Origin of the sequence: Micromonospora sp. WMMD710, assembly GCF_029626045.1 — a bacterium.
Taxonomy (GTDB): domain Bacteria; phylum Actinomycetota; class Actinomycetes; order Mycobacteriales; family Micromonosporaceae; genus Micromonospora.
Map to the genome: position 1 here is coordinate 2,209,992 of NZ_JARUBD010000001.1, position 17,740 is coordinate 2,227,731.

Below are 17,740 nucleotides of genomic sequence, written 5' to 3' on the forward strand. Positions count from 1 at the left end.
TCAGCGGAGGCGGGACCTGACGGTCACCGCGCTGGCGGGGAAATCTAGCCCATCAGGGGGCGCTGTGGGACGCCGGGTCGACAGTGTCCGGTTCGTAGCGCAACACCTCGGCCAGGCCGGTGACCCGCAACACCCGCTCGACCCGGCCGTTGGCACCGACCACCCGCAGCCAGCCGCCGTCGGCCGCGGCCCGGTTGTCCCCCCGCACGAACACGGCCATCCCGGTGGAGTCGCAGAACGTGAGGTCGGTGAGATCGAGCAGCACCCGGCGCTCGCCGGCCTCGGTGAGCCGGTCGATCGCGGCGGTCAGCTCAGGGGCCGTGCTCAGGTCCAGTTCACCGGCGAGCCGAAGACAGGCGCCACTGCCGTCACGCCCGGCGTACCTGACGCTGAACGTCACCGTTCTCCCCCTCGCTCCACCGCTGGGTGGGACGTTTGCAGTGCGGCAAGTATACGCAGGGGCGCCCCGCCGACCGCACGGCGCGGTGATCCACCGGGGGTGCCGTCAGCGGGCGGCGCGGGAGCCGGCGGCGGACGTCTCGGCCCGGCCGAGCGCCAGCGCGTACGCCGCGCGGGGAAAGTCCCGCAGCACGCCCGCGTAGTGCTCCAGGGTCAGGTCCGCCGCGGCCGCTGGCACCCCTCGACTCGACAGGATCCCCACCAGCCACTCGACGAACTCGGCGAACAGCGACGGGTCGTCGACGTAGAGCGCGGCGGCCAGGAAGTCCACGATGTGGCCCAGGTCGCTCACCGTCGCGTCGAGCTGGGCGACCGTGTAGTCGCGGGCGGCCGGCACCCGCTCCCGCAGGTCGGCCAGCGCGCTGTCGATCAGCTCGCCCCGGCGCCGGATGAGGCTCGCGTACTCGTCGTCGGCCAGGTGCGACAGCTGCGCCGGCGCAACCCGACGCAGCGCCCGCTCGTCGGCGACCAGCTCGGCCGCCGCCGGTGCGCTCGGCGCCCACGCCGCGCCGAGCTTCGCGGCCCACCGCCCGTCCGTGCCGAACCCGCGCCCGCCCACGACCACCGGTACGTCCGAGCGGCGGCACGCCTCGATCATCCGGTGCGCGTGCGGCAGCCGCATCGGCATCGCGCACGCCAGCGCCACCGCGTGCGCGTCGTGCCGGTGCAGGTACGACACCAGGTGCGCCGCCGGCACGCTGGCGCCCAGAAAGGTCACCTGCCAGCCACGCAGCCGCAGCACCTCGGCGACCAGCCGGGGAGGCAACGCGTGCCACTCCCCGTCCATGCAGGCCACCACGATGCGCCCACCGGTCGGGCGGGTGTTGGCGTGCGCGGCCACCGCCGCCACCACCCGCTCGCTGATGTGCGTGGCGGCGTGCTCCTGCGCCACGCTCCACTCGTTGCGCGCCCAGCGCTCGCCCACCTCGGCCTGCGCCGGCGCGACCAGGTCGAGCAGCACCCGTTCGGCGGGCACGCCCGCGTCGAGCAGGGCAAGCGCCACGTCGATCGCGGCGTACTCGTCGGCGTCGGTGAGACAGTCCAGGTAGCCGCGGTACGCGTCGGTCGGGTCGGCGGCGGCCGTCGGAGCGCTCACGCGTCGGTCTCCCTCTGCTGCTCGGCGCCGACCGGCTCGGGCACCGAGTGCAGGTGCCGAGGGGCGCGACCGCTCGGGCCGACCGCGCGCAACGCCAGCACCGCGATGTCGTCGTGGTCGCCGTGCCCCAGCCAGTCGCAGGTGACCTGCTCGACCCGCTCGGCCAGGGCCGGCGCCGGCATCCGCTGACAACCGGTCACCGCGGTGACCAGCCGCTCCGGGCCGAACTGCTCGTCGCCCCGGCGCCCGCCCCGGGCCTCGGTCACCCCGTCGCTGTAGAGCAGGCAGGTCTCGCCCGGTGCCAGCCGGACGGTCACCTCGCCGACGCGCGGATCGGGCACCACGCCGATCAGCATGCCGCGCAGCGGCACCGACTCGACCTCGCCGGACGCGCGCAGCACCAGCGGCGGCAGGTGCCCCCCGCCGGCCATGGTGAGGGTGAGACCACCGTCGCGGTGCGGACGGGCCACGCCGAGCACCATGGTCGCGAAGCGGCCCTGACCGTGGGCCTGGGTCGTCTCCAGCAGGGCGTCGTTGAGCAGCCGCAGCAGACGCCCCGGATGCGACTCCAACCGGTGCAGCGCCTGGAGGCACTGCCGCAACTGACCGGTGAAGACCGCCGCCTCGACACCCTTGCCCGACACGTCGCCGAGGAAGAACACCGAACCGCCGTCGGCGAGCCGGTGCGAGCCGTAGAAGTCGCCGCCGATCCGCAGCCCCGCCTGCGCCGGCCGGTACGCGGTGCCCCACTGCACGCCGGCGGCCTCGACCGGCTCCACCGGCAGCAGGCTGGCCTGCAGGGTGTCAGCCACCTCCGCCTGGTCGCGATAGAGCAGGGCGGTGGTCAGCGCGGCGCCGGCCCGGGCCGCGAAGGCGCGGATCAGCTGCACGTCGTCCTCGTCGTACCAGCGGGTGTTGCGGCGGGCGACGAGCAGCACCCCGACCGGGGCGTCGCGGCCCGGCAGCGGGACCACCCGGGCGGCACTCTCGGCGCCGCTGAGGCCGGGCAGCCAGCCGGCGTCGACCGCCTGCTCCACCAGCCAGTCCACCGCGTGCGGCTCCACCCCGGTCAGCCCGTCGGCGATGGCCGCCGGCAGGTCGACGCCGGGCAGCACCCCGCTGTCCACCAGCGGCGTCTCGTCGTCGCAGCGGGAGGCACGCCACCAGCGGGCCCGGCCGGCCCGCGGTGCGAGCACCAGCACGGCCACCTCCGCCAGGGACGGAACGGCGAGGCGGACGACCGCGGCGGCGGCCCGGTCGGGATGCAGGGGGTTGCCCAGCTTGTCGCCGACGACGGCCAGGAAGGCCGAACGTGCCCGCTCGGCCAGCAGCGCGTCGGCGCGGCTGGCGCTCTCGGTGACGTCCTCGACGTACCAGCAGCACCGGGCGCCGGAGAGGGGCACCTGACGAGCGGTGAGCTGACGCCCGCGATGGGTGAAGGTCACCGGGCTCCCGTCACCCAGAGCGGGCACGCCGGCGGCGCTGAGCAGCTCGCCGGGGACCACCTCGGGCAGCAGTCGCTCGGCCACCGGGCTGACGTGGCGCACGACGCCGGCGGCGTCACAGACCACCAGGCCCTCGCGGAAGTGCTCGACGACCTCGGACCAGTCGGGCTCGGCGCCACCCCGGTCGGGCGCCAGCGGCGGCAGGGCGGCGGCGGGCCGGAGCGAAGCGTCGGCGGACCGCGCCAACGCCCGCGTGGTACTCGGCGTGGAGATCCGTCCGTCGCCCGGGTCGAAGCCCCTGACGTCGGATGCAGTCACCAGCTGAGCCTCACTCCTTCGTCGTCCACCGAATCCGCGCGGGAACCGGCGTCGGGGGTCAAATCTCTCCAGCCCACCCTACGCCGGTACGCCGAAACCGGCATCTCGCGGCAGCTCGCGGGCCCTCGTCGCGTACCCGGCGGGCCCGGTCGCGGGTTGTTACGATCCCCCTCGAACCGGCCGGAGCGGCAGCGGTGGAAAGGCGTGATCGTGACATCCCCAGTGCGGCGACCCAGGACCAACCCACTGACCACGACCGTCGATCTGTCCGACCCGAACGCGCCCCTGATCCGGGTCGGCGGCGAACTGGCGTACGCGACGTCCGCGCCGCTGCGTGTCGAGGTCGACCGGCTGCTCGCCGACGCGCCACCGACCGTTGTTCTGGACTTCGCCGACCTGCACTTCATCGACAGCACCGGCCTCGCCGTGATCGTGTACGCGTGGCGCGAGGGCCGGCAGGTCGGCACCGCGATCCGACTGCGGGCGGTGCCCCGGTTCCTGGCGTCCATCCTCGACATCACCGGGGTGGCCGGGCTGCTCGCCCGGCCACTGCCGCAGGCACTGCCCACGCAGGCACTGCCGCAGGCGCGGCCCACGCAGGCACTGCCGCAGGCGCGGCCGGGTGACCAGCGGCCGGCGGCGAGCGCCTGAGCGTCGCCGGCACGACGCGGGTCACGTGTCGGCACCCCGGCTTTGCGTTCGGGCCGAGGACTGGGAACATGGTGGGGTGCCCGACCAGCTGCTGACCATCGAGGTGACCCGGCTCGACGCCGGGCACGTCCAGCTGCGGTTGACCGGCGAGCTCGACTACGACACCGCACCCGAGCTGATCGAGGCGGCGGCGGAGCTACGCGAAGCGGGCCGCCAGCAGGTGCTCATCGACCTGGCCGGAGTGACTCTCTGTGACTCCTCCGGGCTCAGCGCGCTGCTGGTGGTGCACCGTGGCGCCGAGTCGATCCGGTTGACCGGGGTCAGCCCGCAGCTGCGGCAGATGCTCGACCGCACCGGCCTGAGCGAGCTGCTGGCCGTGGAGCACACCGCGACCGGCGACGACCTGCGCGCCATCGGCTGATCGGCGCCACCCCGCCAGCCGGGGTGGCCCCCGACCCTGGGACCTGGGGTCGGGGGCCGGAGAAATGTCTAGGGCGCCGTCATCGGCTGGAGCCGGGGGCCGTCGTCGCGCAGCTCGCCGATCGGCGACGCGTCGGCGTCCTCGGGAGCGCCGGAATCGGGCGTCTGGTACAGGTAGCGGACGAACTCCCCACCCGTCTCGTTGTCGTCCGCGCCGGGCCATTGGCCGATGCAGTCCATGCCGACCACCTCGCGGCCGGTCCCGTCGGCCTCCTCCAGCAGCGCCCACAGGCTCACCGGGTAGCACCGGGTGGCATCGGGCGTGAGCTGCCAGCGGGCGTACCAGCCGGGTCGGGCGGGGACGATCTCGACGATCCGCTTCATGACGACCTTCCTTCCGCGTACCTCGGAAGAACTCCGGTCCTGCACCCGATCGTGCGGGCCGTGCGGGTGAGCGCCCATCACCCGTGGCGGATGAAGCCCGCCGAGGCCCGGCCGGCCCACCCGGCAGCGTCCGTTTCGGCTCCCTGTAGGGCGGGAAGGCGACGGACACAGCCACGATCCGCAGCGGAAGGGGTGCGTCACCATGCGCAAGCAGATGGAGGGCGACAACCAGCGGCGCCGGGCACTGGCCCGGCAGGCCCGCGAGCAGGGTCGCCAGCCCAGCGAGTTCGGCGCCAGTCTGAGCGCCTCCAAGCAGATCACCAGTCTCGACCAGAGCAAGCGGGCCGGCCCGGCAGCGGCCGGCCAGCACAAGCAGGACTCCACGCGCGGAGGGCCCGCCCCGCCCGCGGTCGGCACCGCGGACAATCCTCGACCGCAACCGTCCCCGCCGGCCGGTGCCGCCGGAGTGAACAGCGTGGGCTACCAGGATCTCGTCGGTGAGGTGGGGCGCCGGGCCGGCGTGGACTTCCAGTCGGCCAAGGTCGGCACGGAGGCGACCGTGCTGGTCCTGGCCTTCGCCCTGGAGGCCGCCGAGCGGCAACGTCTGCTCGACGCGGTGCCGAACTCGCTGCACGACGTGCTGCCGGTCGACGGTATCGAACGGCACCATGACCTGCCCGGCTTCCTGGCCGAGGTGGGCCGGATCAGCGGCCGCACCCCGGAGCAGGCCCGCTACCAGGCCGAGGCGACGCTCGCGGCGCTCGCCGACCAGGACGGCGACCTCGTCGAGTCCCTGCACGTACCGGACGGGCTGCGCGAGTTGCTGAACCCGCCGGAGGCCGGCGGTGGCATCGTGGGCGCCTCCACCGCCACACCCACGCTGGACCAGGCCCAGCTCGATGCGGCGCTGGACGACCTGCCGTACTGGGCCGGTGACAGTGACGGCCTGTACCGCGTGGTCGCGCTGCCGCCGGACAACCTGGACCGGGTGCTCGACCGCCTCGACCGGCTGCGCCAGGAGACCGGACGCGGTCCGAGCATCGGCCGTCCCGGCGGCACGGCCGCCGTGCTGACCGTGCGGACCAACCAGGCCGACGGGGTGACCGCGCTCGACGTGGACCTCGCCCACCGGATCGACGACGCGATCGACGAGATGGGTGCGGGGATGGCCGGCTGACCGGCCACCGCGGCGTATGGCGGCCGGCGGACGCGGGGTACGCCCCGCTCCGCCGGCCGGCTCGGCTAGCGTGCCGGTCATGAACCGCGCCGCCGACCGGCTCGAGCTGGTCACCGATCCGGTCCGCCGGACCGGGCGGACCCTGCTCTCTGCCGGCGTCGAGCAGTCGTACGTGGATGTCGAGGATCCTCGGCACCTGCATTTCGAGTACGTCCGACGGATCGCCGCGGCGGCGGAGCTGACGGCCCCGGCGGGCGTCCCACTGGACGTCCTGCACCTGGGCGGGGGCGCGTTGACGCTGCCGCGCTGGCTGGCGGTCACCCGTCCCGGGTCCGCGCAGCGGGTCGTCGAACGCGACGCGGCGGTGGTTGAGCTGGTCGCCCGGGAGCTGCCACCGCTGCCGCCCGAGGTGCGGGTGGAGGTGGCCGACGCCCGGGAGGCGGTCACCGCCACCGCGGCGGGCAGCTACGACCTGGTGATCGCCGACATCTACCGGGCGGCCCGGATGCCCCGGCACGTGCGTACCGTGGAATTCGCCGCCGAGGTGGCGCGGACCCTACGCCCGGACGGGTTGTACCTGGTCAACGTCACGGATCTGCCGCCACTGGTCGGCACCCGTGTGCAGGTGGCCACCCTGCGGGCCGTCTTCGGGGACGTGTGCGTGCTCGGGGACCGGCGGATGCTGCGCGGCCGCCGCTACGGCAACCTGGTGCTCGCCGCGACGCCCCGGCCCGGTGGGCTGCCGGTCGGCCGGCTGGCGGTGGCCGCCCTGCGTGACCCGGTGCCCGGGGGTCTGCTGCACGCCGCCGCGCTCGACACGTTCGTCGCGGGCGCCCGACCCTCCACCGACGACGACCCGCACTGACGGGGCCGACCGCAATCAGCGGTGATGCCGGGTTTCCGACGGTGTGCGCGGGGAAGGCCCGGCGGGTGAGCGACGCCGACACCCGGACGACCGCCCGCCGAACCCTGATCGTGATCGGTCTGGTGCTGGCGACGGCGTTCGCGCTGGCCTTCGTGTACGCGACCCGCCGGGTGCTGGTGTGGGTCGTGGTGGCCGCCTTCTTCGCCATCGCGCTCAAGCCCCTCGTCGACCGGCTGCAACGCCGGCTCGTACGGCGGCGGGCGCTCGCCACGCTGCTGGTGTTCCTCGCCGCGCTCGTCGTGCTGGCGGCCCTGGCCGCCGTCATCCTGGCGCCGCTGGTCAACGAGGTGGGCCGGTTCGCCGACCGGGCTCCGGAGCTACTGCACGACGCCCGTGCCGGTCGTGGTCCGCTGGGGCAGGTGCTGGAGCGCACCGGCGTCCGCCGCTACGTCAGCGAGCACTCCGACCAGGTGCGCGACCTCGGCTCCCGACTGCGCCAACCCGTGGTCGGGGTGCTGCGCGGCGTGGTGGAGACGGTCGCCGGGCTGGTCACGGTCGTCGTGCTGGCGTACCTCATGGTGCTGGAGTCGCCGCGAATCACCGGCGGCCTGCTCGCGGCGGCCGGGGACGGTCACGGTGAGCGGTTGCGCCGGGTGGGGCGGGAGGTGTCGCGGGCCGTCACCGGCTACCTCACCGGCAATCTGCTGATCAGCGTGATCTGCGGCGGGTTGACCTTTCTGGTGCTGACCGTCACCGGCGTGCCGTTCGCCGCCGTGATCGCCCTGCTGGTGGCGGTGGCCGACCTGATACCGCTGGTCGGCGCCACCCTCGGCGCGGTGATCGCGGCCGGCGCCGGCTTCCTGCACTCCCCCACCGCCGGCGTGGTGGTGCTGGTCTTCTTCGTGATCTACCAGCAGCTGGAGAACCACCTGCTCCAGCCCCTCATCCTGTCCCGCGCCGTCCGGCTCAACCCGCTGACCGTGCTGGTCAGCGTGCTGCTCGCGGCGGAGCTGGCCGGGCTGCTCGGCGCGTTGCTGGCCATCCCCGCCGCCGGCATCGTGCAGACCCTGTTGCGCGAGTACGGGCCGAGCCGCCTCCGTCCGGGCCGCTCAGCGGCCGCGGGCCGCGACCTCGGGTGAGGTGCTCTCCAGCGGTACGGCGTCCGCCGGCACCAGCCCGAGCTGGACCGCCGAGCGGGTCAGCGCGGCGTCCAACACCCAGTCGGCCCCGACGCGGGTGCGGTTCCCCGGCATCGCCATCAGGTGGTACGCCCGGGTGACCGCCTTCGCGGGCAACCCGGCCAGGTTGACGTGCAGCGGGTTCGCGGCCGCGTCCTTACCGCCCAGGTCGACCACCCAACCCAGGTCATGATGCTTGTACGGCTTGCGCCGGCCGAAACCGTACGACGCGGCGATGTTGTGCGCGGCGAGCTTGCCCTGCCGCTGCGCGTGCTGGGCCGTCATCCCGCAGATCTGTCCCGGGTTGACCAGGTCCGGCACGGCGGCGGCGTCACCGCAGGCGAACACCTCCGGGTAGCCGGGGACGTTGAGGTACTCGTCGGTCACCAGCCGGCCCCGCTCGGTACGCAGCCCCAACTCGTTGACGAACGGGTCGGGGCGCACGCCCACACACCACACCAGGGTGCAGGTCGGCACGTACTCGCCGTCGGTGAGCTTCACGCCGTCACAGGTCGCCTCGGCCACCGAGGTGCCCATCCGGACGTCCACCCCGCGCCGGTTGAGGACCTTGTGCGAGGTGTCCGACATCCGCTTGTCCAGCTCCGGCAGCACCCGGGGCGCCACGTCGAGCAGCATCCAGCGGGGCCGGACGGTCAGCCGGGGCCGCTGGGCGTGCAACGCGTCGGTGAACAGCTGCCCGTGCGCGGCGACCTCGGTGCCGGTGTAGCCCGCGCCGACCACCACGAACGTCGACCGGGCCTCCTGCTCGGCCGGGTCCTCGGCCTGCTCGGCCAGCTCGATCTGCCGCACGATGTGGTCGTGCAGGTAGACGGCCTCGGGCAGCCCGCGGAAGCCGTGCGCGTACTCGGTCACCCCGGGGATCGGCAGCAGCTTGTTGACGCTGCCCACGGCGAGCACCAGCCGGTCGTACGCCAGCCGGTTCTTCTCCCCCTCCGGCTGGGTGAAGCCGACCCAGCGGTTCTGCAGGTCCACGTGGTCCGCCTCGCCGATCACCACCCGTACGCCCTTGAGCGTCCCGGTCAGCGGCACGGCGATCCGTCTGGGCTCGACCACCCCGGCGGCCACCTCGGGCAGCAGCGGCAGGTACAGGAAGTAGTCGGTGGAGTTCAGCACCACGATCTCGGCCCGGTCCCGGGCGATCCGGCTCAACGTCTTCGCCGCGTGGTAACCGGCGAACCCGGCCCCCACGATCACCACACGAGGTTTCGTCATTGCGGGCCGTTTCCCGTCGCAGCCCCGGACAAACGTCGGTAGCGCCTGTGTGCGGTCAGCTCCGCTCAAGCCAGACGCGACCGCTGGAGCCCGTCGCCTCCACACCCCACTCCTCACCGAAGGCCCGCACCCGGTTGGCCGAGATCTGGCCGACCTCCGGTGGGATCGCCGGGTCGAGCACGAGCCGACCGTCGACCGGATTGAGCCCCAGCATCGCGCGGACCAGCGCCAGCGGCGTGCCGGCCGCCCACGCCTGCGGGCTGCACGCGGTGGGATACGGGATGGCGAACAGCAGCCGTTGCCGGTCGGCCCCGCTGAGCGCCTCGGGCAGCCGGTGGCCGAACTGCTCGGCCGCGTCGATCATCGCCAGGCTGATCCGGTTCGCCTCCGCCCGATAGCCGTAGCGGGCCAGGCCGAGCGCGATCAGCGAGTTGTCGTGCGGCCAGACCGTGCCTAGATGGTAGCCGAGGGGCCGGTAGAGGCGTTCCTCGGCGGACAGCGTCCGGATGCCCCAGCCGGAGAACATGTCCGGTGACATCAGCTGGCGCACCACCGCGTCCGCCCGCCCCGGCGGCACGATGCCGCTCCACAGCAGGTGACCCATGCTGGACGTCTTGGAGTCGACCACGTTCTTGTCGCCGTCGAGGGCCACCGCGTAGTAGCCGCCCCGCTCGTCGACCCAGAAGTCCCGGTTGAACCGCTTGTACAGGGTGCCGGCCTCGTCGCGCAGCCGTGCCGCCAGGGTGGGGTCGCCCAGCGGGCCGTCGAACAGCTCGGCCAGCCGCACCTTCGCGTCGAAGGTGTAGCCCTGGATGTCGGCGGTTGCCAGCGGCAGCACCGGGATCCGCCCGTCGGCGAAGCAGACGCCGTCCGGCGAGTCCCGCCAGCACTGGTTGCCCAGCCCCTCCGGGGACCGGGTGGCGTACTCCACGAAGCCGTCGCCGTCGCGGTCGCCGTACTCGTCGATCCACCGCAGCGCGGCCACCGCGTTGTCGCGCAGGTGCCGGACGGTCTCGTCGTCGCCGGTCCAGCGCCAGTACTCCGAGAGCAGGATCAGCCAGAGCTGGGTGGCGTCGGCGGTGCCGTAGTAGGGGCCGTACGGCTTCTGGCCGGTGCGGGTCAGCTCGCCGCTGCGGACCTCGTGCAGGATCTTGCCGGGCTCCTCGTCGGTGAAGTCGTCACAGGCGTCGCCCTGCAGTCGGGCGAGCGCGAGCAACGCCCCCTTCGCCAGCGCCGGCCCAGCTACCAACGTCTGGTACGCGGTGATCAGCGTGTCCCGCCCAAAGACGCTGAGGAACCAGGGCAGTCCCGCGCCGGGCAGCAGGATCCGCTGACCTTTGACCTCCAGGTCGAGCCGCAGCGCCGCCAGGTCGTTGCGGGACTGGCGGACGGTGCACTCCAGCGCCTGGCTGTCGCTGCGCAGCACGGCCCGGTCCTCGGTCCACCGGCGCAGCGGGTCTTCGGCCCGGCCTTGAATGACGTCGATGATGTCGCCCCGCACCGGCTCGACCACGCCCAGGCCCGGCGCCAGCGGCACGTGCAGGTCTACCAGCCAGCTCTCGCGCGGACGCAGGTGCAGGTCCCAGACCAGATCGTCCCCCTCGATCCGGTCCGCCGGAGTCGCGCAGCGCACCCGGGTCTCGGCGGTGAAGTCTCCGTTGCGGTAGGAGAAGCACAGCTCGGAGCCGTCGGCGGCGTGGCCGCGGACGATCTGCGCGGAGCGGTCCCGGACCACCGACTTGACCTCGAACAGGTCGGCGAAGTCCACGTCGACGGCGAGGCGCAGCTCCACCCGCACCGGCTCGGGCTGGTACGACACCAGCTCCAGCCGCTCGTGGAAGCCGTCGCCGACGTAGCGCAACCGCCGGACGGCGAGACCGTTGGGCGGCAGCCCGGGCAGCTCCGGATTGGTGAGCACGTACTGCGCGGAGTAGTGCTCGATGGTCTCGGCCCGCAACACCAGCAGCTCACCGCCGTTGACGGTCAGCGTCCAGCCGCTGATCAGGCGGGTGTCCAGGTGGACCAGCCCGCCGATGCTGCCGGGCGGCACGTCGCCACGCGCGTTCGAGTACAGGAACGTGGGGCCGCTGAGAACGGCGAGCGAGTCGGGGCCCAGCTCGGGCGGCATCGCCCGCTGGTCGCCGCTCGCCCCCGTCACGGGAGCCATGCCGACGGTCGGGTCGGCGGGGGTCGCGCGCACGACAGCCATGACACCCACCGTAGGAACGGTCGCCACGCGGTGTCATCACCCGGTCCGGGTGAAAGCTCCGCAGCCATCCACGCTCAACGATATGGACAGCCACCATCATCGATGGGCAGGATGCCGGAATGGGATCAGACGACACCGGCGCACGACCCACGAGGTCCACCCGCCGCACCTTCCTGTCCACCTCGGCCGCCGCCACCGTGGCGACCGCCGCCACCGTCGCGGTGCCCGCGCTGGCCGCACCCGCCGCCGCGACCGCCCTTCCGGCCGGCCCCGGGCACCCGGCCCGCGCCCAGCGGCCCGACCGCGAGCTGCGCGACCTGCTGCGCCAGGTCGACCCGCGCCGGATCGAGGCGATCGTGCGCCGGCTGGCCGCGTTCGGCACCCGGCACACGCTGTCCAGCCAGGACGACCCGCAGCGGGGGATCGGCGCCGCCCGGGACTGGATCTACACCCGCCTGCAGGAGTACGCGGCCACCTCGGGCGGCCGGATGACCGTCGAACTCCAGTCGTACGTCCAGCAGCCCGCGTCGCGGATTCCCACCCCCACCCGGATCACCAACGTGGTGGCGACCCTGCGCGGCCAGAGCACGCCGAACCGCACCTACGTGGTGACGGGCCACTACGACTCCCGGGTCACCGACGTGATGGACGCGGTCAGCGACGCGCCCGGTGCCGACGACGACGCCTCCGGCGTGGCCGTGGTGCTGGAGCTGGCCCGACTGATGGCCACCCGGCCCACCGCCGCCACCATCGTGTTCGCCGCGGTGGCCGCCGAGGAGCAGGGCCTGTACGGCTCGGCGTACCTGGCCGCGCAGCTCAAATCGGCCGGCGCCGACGTGCAGGGCATGTTCAGTGACGACATCGTGGGCAGCAGCACCGCCGACGACGGCACCCGCGATCCGTACGCCGTGCGGCTGTTCGCCGAGGGCGTACCGACCGCGGAGACGCCGGCGGAGGCCACCACCCGCCAGTCCGTCGGGGGCGAGAACGACTCACCGTCGCGGCAGCTCGCCCGGTTCGTGCGCGACGTGGCGGAGAACGACGCCACCGGCATGCTGGTACGCGTGATCTACCGGCGGGACCGCTACCTGCGCGGCAGCGACCACATCTCGTTCCTGCGCGAGGGCTGGCCGGCGGCGCGGTTCACCGAGCCGAACGAGGACTTCGCCCACCAGCACCAGGACGTCCGGGTGCAGGACGGGCAGCAGTTCGGTGACCTGCCGGAGTTCTGCGACTTCGCGTACATCGCGCGGGTGGCGAGGGTCAACGGCGCGGCGCTGTGGTCGCTGGCCCAGGCGCCCGGCACGCCCAAGGGCGCCGTCATCGTGACCACCGACCTGACCAACAACACGACGCTGCGCTGGCAGCGTGGCGACGAGCCGGGGCTGGCCGGTTACGAGGTGGTGTGGCGCGAGACCACGGCCGCCGAGTGGCAGCGGGTGATCGCGGTCGGCGACGTGACCGAGGTGAGCATCGACCTGTCCAAGGACAACGTCTTCTTCGGCATCCGGGCGGTCGACCGCGCCGGCCGTCGCAGCCCGGTGGCCTTCCCCCGCCCCGGCGCCTGAGGTCCCCTTGTGATCAAGAGGTTTGCGTCACGACACGCCGTAGCCGATGACGCAAACCTCTTGATCACGCGGATGGGGCGGGTGGGGTGGGTAGGGCGGTTATGGCCCAGCGCTCGTGGTCGCGCCACTCGCCGTCGACGAACAGGTAGTTGGGGGAGAAGCCCTCCAGGCGGAAGCCGAGCTTGCGGGCCACCCGCCGGGACGGCTCGTTGCCCGGCTGGATGTTCGCCTCCAGCCGGTGCAGACCGGCCGTGGTGAACGCATGGTCGATGACCAGCGCGATGCCCGCCGAGGCGTGCCCGGTGCCGCTGAACGGCGCGAACGCCGCGTACCCGAGGAAACCGCCGCGCAGCGCGCCCAGCACGATCCCGCTGATGTTCACGTAGCCGGCGATCGCGCCACTGGCCCGGTCGCAGATCAGGTAGCCGGCGCTGTCCCGGCGGCGGATGCGGGCCAGGTAGCGGTCGTACTCCTCGGCGCTCGTCGGCGCGACCAACCACGGGTGGTGCAGGTCCCGACTGCGTCGCGTGGCCGCGACGAACTCGTCGGCGTCGGTGGGCCGGGGCCGGCGGATCGCGGCCAGAGCGCCGGTACGCAGGTATCTCACGGCGGACCACTCTGGCCGACCGCCCCGGTCGTTGTCCAACCGGTCGCTCAGCGTGCCGGGACGTCGGTGCTCTCCCGTGCGAGGACGGTGTGCGGGGCGATGACCTCGGCGACGGTGGTGTCCGGGTGCTCGATCCGAGCGGTGAGGCGGGCCACGGCCTCCCGGGCGAGGAACCCGGTGTCGACCGCGACGGTGCTCAGGGTGGGCCGCGAGTAGCGCCCCTCCTCGATGTCGCCGACACCCATCACGGCGACGTCCGTGGGGACGCGCAGTCCGGCGTCGAAGGCCGCCCGCATCGCGCCGATCGCGAGCGGGTCCGAGAAGCAGAAGATCGCGTCCGGCCGGTCCGGGCCCGCGAACAGGTCGCGGGCCGCGCGGTAGCCGTCGGCCCGGCGGTCGTGCCGCCCCGGCAGCAGGTAGCCGGGCACAGCCGTCACACCAGCGTCGCGCAGCGCCCGGTGATAGCCGACCGTGCCCGGCCGCGGCACACCGTCCGGCCCCACGGGGTACGCGCCGACCGCGGCGATCCGTCGACGGCCGGCGCGCAGCAGGTGGGTGGTGGCGTCCTCGGCGGCGGCGGCGAGGTCCACACGGATCTGGTCGCACCTCGGGTCAGGGACCCCGCCTCCGACCAGGACGACGGGTCGCCCCGCGGCGGTCGAAGGGGACGCCGGCGCACCCAGTAGGACGCCGTCGACCGGCATCGGGCGGGCGTCGTCCTGGCCCGGCGACGGGTGCCCGCGTTCGACGACGACGCGGTAACCCCGCCCCCCGGCAGCGTGCACGACCTCCCGGGCGAACTCGTCGGCGTACGGCAGGTCGGCGTCGGGCAGGACCAGCGCGAGGATGCCCGTGCGCCCGGTCCGCGGGGTCCGGGCGGACGCGTTCGGCCGGTACCCCAGGTCGACGACGGCGGCCTCGACCCGGCGGCGCACGTCGGCGCTCACGTGGGGATAGCCGTTGACCACATTGGAGACGGTCTTCACCGACACCCCGGCGAGCGACTTCGTGAACACCGTCGAGCCACAGATCGCCGACGAGACGCTGACCAGCCCGGAGCGGCTGCGGGACTGGCTCGTCGAGCGGCGCCTGCTGCCGGCCGACGTACGCCTCGGGCCGGCCGACCTCGACGCGGCCGTGACGATCCGGGAGGGCCTGCGCGCCGTGCTGCTCGGGCACGCCGGCCACGCCGGTGACCCGGCTGCCCTCGACCGCCTCAACCAGGCCCTGGCGGCGACGCCCGTCGCGCCGCGCTTCACCGCCCACGGCCACCACCTGGTCGCCGTCGGCGGCGCGCCGCTCGACCCGGCGGTGGCCGGCCTCGTCGACGCCATCCGGCAGTGCGATGTGGACGGCTCCTGGCGGCGGCTGAAGGTCTGCGCCCGGGACACGTGCCGCTGGGCCTACTACGACGCCTCCCGCAACCAGGCCCGCCGCTGGTGCTCGATGGCCGGCTGCGGCAACTACGTCAAGATGAGGCGGGCGTACACCGTGCGCACCGGCCGCACGCCCGCCTAGACGAGCACGTCGCCGACGCCGCAGACCTCGCGGGCCTCGCGCGCGGTGGCCACGGACGCTGACCCGTGGGGCCGACGGCCAAATCCCCGGCCGGCCGGCAGCGATCACCGTCAGTCACCTCCGTCGGGGCGGGAGGTTGCGCTCGCGGGCCCCAGGTCGGTGTTGCCGGGGACAGCCGACCGCTCTAGCGGGACGTCAGCAGCCGGAAGTGGGTGCCGTCGGGATCGGCCAGCACGACCGCGCCCTCCTGGTCGGCGTCGACCAGGGTGGCACCGAGGGAGAGCAGACGGTCGACCTCCGCCTGCCGATCACCGTCGCCGCTGACCGCGAGGTCCAACGTCACCCGGTCCCGGTCACCTCTGGGCATCAGGGGTGGGCCACCCCAGGTGATCTTCGGGCCGCCCAGGGGTGACTGGATGGCGGTTTCCTCGTCCTGATCCCAGACGAGCGGCCAGCCGAGCGCCTGACTCCAGAAGTAGCCGACGGCCTGCGAACCGTCGCAGGAGACGTCGCCGAGGAACCCGCAGCCGGCGAGGAACTTGTTGCCGGGGCCGAGGACGCAGAACTCGTTGCCCTCGGGGTCGGCGAGCACCTCGTGGTCGTCGTCGGGGTCCTGGCCGATGTCGACGTGCCGTGCGCCCAGCTCAAGGGCGCGGGCGATCGTCTGCTGCTGGTGGTCCAGCGACTCGCTGGTCAGCTCGATGTGCCCCCGGTTCTGGAGCACCTTCGGCTCGGGGATCGCGGGAAAGCGCAGCCGGAAGCCGGTTTTGTCGTCGGGCAGCACCAGGGCGCCGTCGCGGGGGTCGTCGACCAGCTCCCGACCGAGAATCTCGGACCAGAACCGCGCGACGACGAGGGGGTCGTTGGCACCGAAACACACCGCGAACAGGTCACTGGCCATCGTCGCGCTCATCTCCAATCCGGGAAGGTCGGGACCCAGTCGGCCCGGGGACCGGAAGCCTACGAGCGGCCCGGGCCACGCGCACGCGATTAATCGACGCCGAGCGACGCCAGGCCGAACTGGCCCCCACGAGACGGGGGCGACGCCAAGCCAACCCACGACGCAGGCCGACGTCGACGCCGACGCCGGGATGATCCACTCGACATCGCCGATGTCGGGGTATCCCGGCGCTCGGACAGCCCCACGTCGGTGAAGCGGAGTCGATCACGTAGCCGGCCGAGCCGACGGGCCTGACGGCAGGGGTCAGTGGCGCTTGGCGAAGGTCACGAAGGCGCGCCAGGCCGCCGGGGCGACGACCAGCACGGCCGCCGACACGACCAGCCGAGCCCGCAGCGGAACGTCGCGCCACAGACCGGTGCTCATCCGGCCAGTCTGCCGCTGGCGCTTCCGGGCCTCGGCTCAGGGGCCATCCCGTGTCGAGGCCCGGAAGCGCGCGTTCGGCGCGGGCTACGCCGGGTTGTTGGCGTGGGTCAGGGTCTCCCAGGCGACGAAGAGGTTGTTCGTGCCCTGGGGACGCTTGCGCTCGGTGTAGCTCTGGGTGTTGGCCATGCCGATACCCATCCGGTTGTGCAGCGCGTTGAAGCCGACCTCGGTGATCGGGCCGAGGCCGAGGGTCACCGAGCCACCGCACACGCTCGACGGGACGGCGGTGCCGTTCTCGAACTTGGTGTGGAAGCCGAGCGCGTGCCGCAGCCGGTCCTGGAGCTCGGGGTAGAGGTCGCCGCCCTGGATGCGGGTGGTCTCGGCGACGTGCGAGATGGCGGAGAGGCTGTAGCCGGTGTGGACCCAGTCGCGGCAGGTCTCCTGCGCGTGGCCGTCGGTGTAGGTGGCCTGGCCGTGCCAGCGGGAGACGAGTTCGGCGGGCGTGTCGACGCTGGTGGCCGGCGGGTACAGGGGCCGAACCCCGTCCGCGGCGATGTAGATGGAGGCGGCGGCCGCTGCCCGGAACCGGGCGAGCGCACGGTCGTACGACGTGCGGTCCTCAAGGAAGATCGAGATGCCGATGGCCGCCTCGGCGAGGGTCAGGTCCCAGTTGCTGGTGCGGGAGTCGCCAGCGATGACCACGGGCAGGTAGACGGTGCGCAGCATGGTGGCGAACCGCGCCTGGTTGGGCCAGTTGCCGTACGTGTAGCGGATGATCTCGGCGGCGCGTGGCCACACCGAGCCGGCCCAGCCGGTCTGCAACGGGGCGTTGGAGTTGGTGTGCCGCTGGATCGTTGCCGACCAGGCGTCCATCAGGGCGATCGACTTCTGCGCGTACGCCGAGTTGCCGGTGATGTACCAGGCCAGCGCGTCGGTGTACGCGGCGATGGCGTCTTCGCGCTCGTCCGTGCAGCCGTAGTTCGGGTTGGATGTCTGGCCGCACTCGACGGTGGCCCGGGGCGCGGGGACTCGGGACAGCGAGGCGTACCGGCTGCTCATCATCTGGTTGTAGGCGTTGCGCCACGGCTGTTCGCCGGCCTGCACCTTGGCCTTGACGAAGTCGAGTTGTGGGCGGCTGACCAGCACGCCGGGGTGGGTGAAGGTGGCCGGGGCAGCCTGTGCGCTCGGAGGTTCGGTGATCGTCACCGCGCCGGCGGCAAGCGCGATGACCACCGCCAGAGGTACGCGTCGACAGCGCATGGGGGTCTCCTCAGTACGGGTGAATGAA

17 protein-coding genes are annotated in these 17,740 nt (G+C 73.3%); 7 read left to right on the plus strand and 10 right to left on the minus strand.

Annotated features, from left to right (window positions below; genetic code table 11):
- Window positions 1–52: 52 nt before the first annotated feature.
- The 3 genes from O7620_RS10180 to O7620_RS10190 form a co-directional block, all read right to left on the minus strand.
- Entirely contained in the window at window positions 53–400 is a 348-nt protein-coding gene (locus tag O7620_RS10180; RefSeq protein WP_278122828.1) for an STAS domain-containing protein, read from the minus strand.
- A gap of 105 nt (window positions 401–505) precedes the next feature.
- Entirely contained in the window at window positions 506–1,555 is a 1,050-nt protein-coding gene (locus O7620_RS10185) for a cobalamin-dependent protein (protein WP_278122829.1), read from the minus strand.
- The gene (locus tag O7620_RS10190; protein WP_278122830.1) at window positions 1,552–3,318 is read right to left on the minus strand and encodes a PP2C family protein-serine/threonine phosphatase; all 1,767 of its coding nucleotides are present in this window, start codon (window positions 3,316–3,318) and stop codon (window positions 1,552–1,554) included. Before O7620_RS10190 ends, O7620_RS10185 begins: the two co-directional genes overlap by 4 nt.
- A gap of 210 nt (window positions 3,319–3,528) precedes the next feature.
- Between O7620_RS10190 and O7620_RS10195 the strand changes: the two genes are divergently transcribed.
- On the plus strand, window positions 3,529–3,969 hold the full coding sequence (locus tag O7620_RS10195; protein WP_278122831.1) for an STAS domain-containing protein: 441 nt from the start codon (window positions 3,529–3,531) through the stop codon (window positions 3,967–3,969).
- A gap of 76 nt (window positions 3,970–4,045) precedes the next feature.
- Complete coding sequence (locus O7620_RS10200; protein WP_278122832.1) at window positions 4,046–4,390, plus strand: STAS domain-containing protein; 345 nt, start codon at window positions 4,046–4,048, stop codon at window positions 4,388–4,390.
- A gap of 68 nt (window positions 4,391–4,458) precedes the next feature.
- Here the strand turns inward: O7620_RS10200 and O7620_RS10205 are convergent, their stop codons facing one another.
- The gene (locus O7620_RS10205; RefSeq protein WP_278122833.1) at window positions 4,459–4,773 is read right to left on the minus strand and encodes a hypothetical protein; all 315 of its coding nucleotides are present in this window, start codon (window positions 4,771–4,773) and stop codon (window positions 4,459–4,461) included.
- A gap of 202 nt (window positions 4,774–4,975) precedes the next feature.
- Between O7620_RS10205 and O7620_RS10210 the strand changes: the two genes are divergently transcribed.
- From O7620_RS10210 to O7620_RS10220, 3 genes are all read left to right on the plus strand, one after another.
- Window positions 4,976–5,950 carry a DUF2267 domain-containing protein gene (locus tag O7620_RS10210; RefSeq protein WP_151491938.1) on the plus strand — a complete coding sequence of 325 codons (975 nt, stop codon included), beginning with the start codon at window positions 4,976–4,978 and terminating at the stop codon, window positions 5,948–5,950.
- Window positions 5,951–6,029: 79 nt separating this feature from the next.
- The gene (locus O7620_RS10215) at window positions 6,030–6,815 is read left to right on the plus strand and encodes a fused MFS/spermidine synthase (protein WP_151491939.1); all 786 of its coding nucleotides are present in this window, start codon (window positions 6,030–6,032) and stop codon (window positions 6,813–6,815) included.
- A gap of 65 nt (window positions 6,816–6,880) precedes the next feature.
- Window positions 6,881–7,954 (plus strand): AI-2E family transporter, encoded by a 1,074-nt coding sequence (locus O7620_RS10220; RefSeq protein ID WP_278122834.1) that lies wholly within the window; start codon window positions 6,881–6,883, stop codon window positions 7,952–7,954.
- Here O7620_RS10220 and O7620_RS10225 read toward each other — a convergent pair.
- Together O7620_RS10225 and O7620_RS10230 are read right to left on the minus strand one after the other, a co-directional pair.
- Window positions 7,925–9,226 carry an NAD(P)/FAD-dependent oxidoreductase gene (locus tag O7620_RS10225; protein WP_151491941.1) on the minus strand — a complete coding sequence of 434 codons (1,302 nt, stop codon included), beginning with the start codon at window positions 9,224–9,226 and terminating at the stop codon, window positions 7,925–7,927. The genes O7620_RS10220 and O7620_RS10225 overlap by 30 nt on opposite strands.
- A 55-nt stretch (window positions 9,227–9,281) precedes the next feature.
- Window positions 9,282–11,435, minus strand: coding sequence for a glycogen debranching N-terminal domain-containing protein (locus O7620_RS10230; protein ID WP_278122835.1), 2,154 nt, complete (start codon window positions 11,433–11,435; stop codon window positions 9,282–9,284).
- A gap of 119 nt (window positions 11,436–11,554) precedes the next feature.
- On the opposite strand from O7620_RS10230, the gene O7620_RS10235 reads away from it, so the two are divergent.
- On the plus strand, window positions 11,555–13,003 hold the full coding sequence (locus O7620_RS10235; protein ID WP_278122836.1) for a M20/M25/M40 family metallo-hydrolase: 1,449 nt from the start codon (window positions 11,555–11,557) through the stop codon (window positions 13,001–13,003).
- Between the two features lie 64 nt (window positions 13,004–13,067).
- Here O7620_RS10235 and O7620_RS10240 read toward each other — a convergent pair whose 3' ends face one another.
- Both O7620_RS10240 and O7620_RS10245 read right to left on the minus strand, forming a co-directional pair.
- A complete protein-coding gene (locus O7620_RS10240; RefSeq protein ID WP_278122837.1) occupies window positions 13,068–13,610 on the minus strand; it encodes a GNAT family protein in 543 nt (180 codons plus the stop codon).
- Between the two features lie 47 nt (window positions 13,611–13,657).
- Window positions 13,658–14,596, minus strand: coding sequence for a LacI family DNA-binding transcriptional regulator (locus tag O7620_RS10245; protein ID WP_278122838.1), 939 nt, complete (start codon window positions 14,594–14,596; stop codon window positions 13,658–13,660).
- Between O7620_RS10245 and O7620_RS10250 the strand changes: the two genes are divergently transcribed.
- The gene (locus O7620_RS10250) at window positions 14,571–15,128 is read left to right on the plus strand and encodes a CGNR zinc finger domain-containing protein (RefSeq protein ID WP_278122839.1); all 558 of its coding nucleotides are present in this window, start codon (window positions 14,571–14,573) and stop codon (window positions 15,126–15,128) included. The genes O7620_RS10245 and O7620_RS10250 overlap by 26 nt on opposite strands.
- 184 nt (window positions 15,129–15,312) lie before the next feature.
- On the opposite strand, the gene O7620_RS10255 is transcribed toward O7620_RS10250, so the two are convergent.
- Window positions 15,313–16,041, minus strand: coding sequence for a VOC family protein (locus O7620_RS10255; RefSeq protein WP_347403761.1), 729 nt, complete (start codon window positions 16,039–16,041; stop codon window positions 15,313–15,315).
- Between the two features lie 495 nt (window positions 16,042–16,536).
- Entirely contained in the window at window positions 16,537–17,712 is a 1,176-nt protein-coding gene (locus O7620_RS10260; protein ID WP_278122840.1) for an alginate lyase family protein, read from the minus strand.
- Window positions 17,713–17,740: the final 28 nt, after the last annotated feature.

What these genes read in the sequence shown, in the direction of transcription:
- O7620_RS10205 (WP_278122833.1), bottom strand. Translation starts at nt 4,773, where the DNA reads ATGAAGCGGATCGTCGAGATCGTCCCCGCCCGACCCGGCTGGTACGCC.
- O7620_RS10210 (WP_151491938.1), top strand. Translation starts at nt 4,976, where the DNA reads ATGCGCAAGCAGATGGAGGGCGACAACCAGCGGCGCCGGGCACTGGCC.
- O7620_RS10215 (WP_151491939.1), top strand. Translation starts at nt 6,030, where the DNA reads ATGAACCGCGCCGCCGACCGGCTCGAGCTGGTCACCGATCCGGTCCGC.
- O7620_RS10225 (WP_151491941.1), bottom strand. Translation starts at nt 9,226, where the DNA reads ATGACGAAACCTCGTGTGGTGATCGTGGGGGCCGGGTTCGCCGGTTAC.
- O7620_RS10230 (WP_278122835.1), bottom strand. Translation starts at nt 11,435, where the DNA reads ATGGCTGTCGTGCGCGCGACCCCCGCCGACCCGACCGTCGGCATGGCT.
- O7620_RS10235 (WP_278122836.1), top strand. Translation starts at nt 11,555, where the DNA reads ATGGGATCAGACGACACCGGCGCACGACCCACGAGGTCCACCCGCCGC.
- O7620_RS10255 (WP_347403761.1), bottom strand. Translation starts at nt 16,041, where the DNA reads ATGAGCGCGACGATGGCCAGTGACCTGTTCGCGGTGTGTTTCGGTGCC.
- O7620_RS10260 (WP_278122840.1), bottom strand. Translation starts at nt 17,712, where the DNA reads ATGCGCTGTCGACGCGTACCTCTGGCGGTGGTCATCGCGCTTGCCGCC.